The organism is uncultured Methanofollis sp. (genome assembly GCF_937919355.1).
In the GTDB taxonomy this organism is placed as follows: domain Archaea; phylum Halobacteriota; class Methanomicrobia; order Methanomicrobiales; family Methanofollaceae; genus Methanofollis.
Genome location: NZ_CALFSA010000121.1, coordinates 1 through 3486, shown reverse-complemented (window position 1 = coordinate 3486; position 3486 = coordinate 1). Strand labels below are relative to the sequence as shown.

Annotated in this window: 3 protein-coding genes; 1 reads left to right on the top strand and 2 read right to left on the bottom strand. The window is 65.9% G+C overall.

The features are described 5' to 3' along the window. The first annotated feature begins 31 nt into the window (after positions 1-31). Positions 32-310: a peptidylprolyl isomerase gene (locus tag Q0520_RS05720; RefSeq protein WP_298667505.1), complete on the top strand. Its 279-nt coding sequence runs from the start codon at positions 32-34 to the stop codon at positions 308-310. A gap of 572 nt (positions 311-882) precedes the next feature. Here Q0520_RS05720 and Q0520_RS05715 read toward each other — a convergent pair. Together Q0520_RS05715 and Q0520_RS05710 are read right to left on the bottom strand one after the other, a co-directional pair. Then, the gene (locus Q0520_RS05715) at positions 883-2112 is read right to left on the bottom strand and encodes an MFS transporter (protein ID WP_298667503.1); all 1230 of its coding nucleotides are present in this window, start codon (positions 2110-2112) and stop codon (positions 883-885) included. Positions 2113-2162: 50 nt separating this feature from the next. Continuing rightward, on the bottom strand, positions 2163-3486 hold a 1324-nt coding region (locus Q0520_RS05710), incomplete at its 5' end, for an Hsp70 family protein (RefSeq protein WP_298667500.1).

Sequence of the window (3486 nt, the reverse complement as noted above, 5' to 3'; positions counted from 1 at the left end):
TTGATATAGAGAGACGGCACATCTTTTCTGTATGGTACAGTGCAACGCATCCCACATCCTTGTCGGGAGCATGGCAGAGGCACAGGAACTGATCGAGAGGATACGGTCGGGCGAGGACTTCGAGGCCCTGGCACGGAAGCACTCTCTCTGTCCCTCGGGAAAGGACGGCGGGAAACTCGGCTGGTTCGGGAGGGGGCAGATGGTCCCGCCCTTCGAGAAGGCCTGTCTCGCCGCGAAGGAAGGGGAGGTCGTTGGCCCGGTGAAGACCCAGTTCGGCTGGCACGTTATCAGGGTCAACGGCAAGAAATAATCTCTTTTTTTTCTGAATACTTTCTGATCCCGCGAGCGGAAGCGAGGGTCCGCCGCCATCCCGGATCAGGATAGGAACAGGGAAGGGCAAGAGGAGATCGTGAGGAGGGATACCCGTCCCTCCCCTATCCTGACAGGGGGGGGACCGGGGGGTGAAACCCCCCGGAGGAGAGCGTGGGTCCACAGCCTTCCCCATACTGCCTGCCGGGGGACTGACGCCCCCGGACCCCCGATCCAGGATAGGGTCGGGGAAGAGAGAGAGAGAGAGGAGATACGGCAATCTCTTTCCTCCGAATAGAATCCTGTTCGCTCTTCCCGGGGCCAATCGTAGGTCGGGGGTCCGGGGGCGGTGAGAAAGCCGCCAGGCTTTCGAGGTGTGAACGAAGTGAACTAGAGAAGACGAAGTCTTCGAGCAGTCCCCCGGCGGATGCGGGGGGGAAGGCAGTGGATCGACGCTCCCACCCTGCGATCAGGGGGGAGACACCAAACCCGGCACGAGGGTTGCAACGAAGCCGATTGTTCAGAACAGAATGAGAATACTCTCATCAACGTGACTGTCGAGAGAGGCAGGGCTCACCGCCCTCCGACCGTCCCCTCCCTCTCCCGCCGCCCGGCCGCGACGAAGAGGAGGGCGACGGCAGAGGCGAGGAGGGCCGGGGCGAGGAAGCCCACGGCATAGCCGGCGGCCCCGATGACGATGCCCGCGACCAGGGGGCCTGAGGCGTGGCCGATGTCCATGATCGAACTGAGGGCGCCGACCGAGGCGCCGAGTTCCTGCCGCGCCGCGATGTCGGCGACGTACGCCCCTGTCGAGACGGTGACGAGGGAGATTGCAAGGCCGAAACCGACGGCGACCGCGGTCACCACCGGCGCCGCGGTTGAGAGGGGGACGGCGGCGATAGAGGCGGCGACGGCGATGAGGCCGAGAACGATCTGTGTCCGCCGCCCTGTCCTGTCGGAGACCGCCCCGAAGAAGGGTTTGGAGAGGGCGATCGCAAGCACCTGGAGGGCGAAGAGGAGGCCGATAAGGTACTCCGGCGTCCCGGCCGCGACCAGGTAGATAGGGAGCCAGGTCTCGAAGACACCGAAGGCGAAGTAGGTCGCCATCTCGACCAGGGCCGTCGAGAGGAGGAGGCGGTTCTTCCCGAAGGAGGCGAGGCTCTCCCCGAAGGTGCGGAGGGAGACGGCGCCGCCTGCGGCAGGCCGCACCTCCGCACCGTCCTCGATGCGGAGGACCAGGACGAGGACAGGGAGCGACGCAAGGAAGGCGGCGAGATAGACCAGGCGATAGGGGAGGAGGCCGGAGGACGCCGCAAAGACCGAGAGGATGATCCCGCCGACAAGAGGGGCGGCCGTCCTCCCGGCGAGGGTGGCGGAGGAGTAGAGGCCGTTCATCTCTCCCTTCCTGTCCGGATACCGGGAGAAGATCATCATAGCGGCGACGGGCCCGAGGATGGCGGTCGCAAGGCCGTGGAAGAACCTCACCGGAATGAGCCAGAGGGGGTCGGCGACCAGGAGGTACAGCAGGGGGGCGGAGAGGAAGACGAGGCCCGAGGCGGTGAGGAGACGCTTCGGCCCGAGGCGGTCGGCCATCACCCCGACAGGGAAGGAGAAGAGGATGCCGGCTGCGGGGGAGACGGCGGCGATGAGGCCGATCATCGCCTCGTCCGCGCCGAGGGCGCTGGAGAAGAGGGGGAGCACCGGGTTTTTCGAGATGGTCGTGGAGAAGATCGCGAAAAACCCGACGACCGAGAGATATGAGATAAGGGAGGGCCATCTCCGGCCCTGTACAGTCTGTTGCACCACCATCAGTCACCGGGATAGAGGAGAATGTACCCCGGCGGCCTAACAACCTATCCCCCCTTTTTCTCGTCCTTCACCCTGTACTCCGCGTCATAGACCTGGTCGCCGCCGCCCGACGGCGCCGCGGCCTGGTAGATCGTCGTCCCGGTCTCCTGCAGCACAGTCCTGAGCCTCTCGGTCGCGGACCGCACGGCGGCCATCTCCTTCCCGGCAAGGGCGTTCTTCAGGTCGGCGACCGCGGCGGCGACCCTCTCCTTCTGTTCGGCCCCCATCTTCTCGCCGAGGTCGGCAAGAGTTTTTTCCGCCGCATAGACGAGGGAGTCGGCCTCGTTCCGGGTCTGCGCCTCCTCCACCCTCGTCCTGTCCTCGTCCTCGAATTTTTCCGCCTCTTTCACCATCCTCTCCACCTCGGCCCCGGAGAGTTTCGTCGGGGCGGTGACCGTCATCTTCTGCTCTCTTCCGGTGCCGAGGTCTTTCGCCGAGACATTCAGGATCCCCGAGGCGTCGATGTCGAAACTGACCTCGACCTGCGGGACGCCCCGCGGCGCCGGCACGATCCCGACCAGGTTGAACTGGCCGAGACTCGTGTTGTCCGGCGCCATCGGCCTCTCCCCCTGGAGGACGTTGATGGTCACCGAGGTCTGGAGGTCGGCGGCGGTCGTGAAGACCTGCCGCGCCCGCGTCGGGATGGTGGTGTTGCGCGGGATCAGGGGCGTCCTGACCCGTCCCAGTGTCTCGATGCCGAGGGTGAGGGGCGTGACGTCCAAGAGCACCATGTCGGTGATCTCGCCGGCCAGGATCGCCCCCTGGATCGCCGCACCGATGGCGACGCACTCCATGGGGTCGACGCCCCTCTCGGGTTTCCTGCCGGTGTGCTCCTCGACGAAGCGCTGGACGGCGGGCATCCGGGTCGGTCCGCCGACCAGGATCACCTTCCCGATCTTCTCCTTCGGGACTTTCGCATCGCTGAGCGCCTGCTCGAAGGGGGCGGTGCACCTCCCGATGATCGGCGAGACGAGGTGCTCGAGTTTCGCCCGGCTGAGTTTCACGACCAGGTGTTTCGGGCCGTCGGGGCCGCCGGAGATGTACGGGAGGTTGATCTCGGCCTCCTGGGTGTTCGAGAGTTCGATCTTCGCCCTCTCCGCCGCCTCCCGGAGGCGTTGCACGGCCGTCGGGTCCTTCCTGAGGTCGATACCCTCCTGCTTCCTGAACTCCTCCGCGGTCCAGTCGACGACGGCGGCGTCCATGTCGGTGCCGCCGAGGGCGGTGTCGCCGGCGGTGGCGAGGACGCGGAACGTCCCCTCGCCGAACTCCATCACCGTGACGTCCAGGGTGCCGCCGCCGAAGTCGAAGACCAGGATCTTCTGCTCGCCC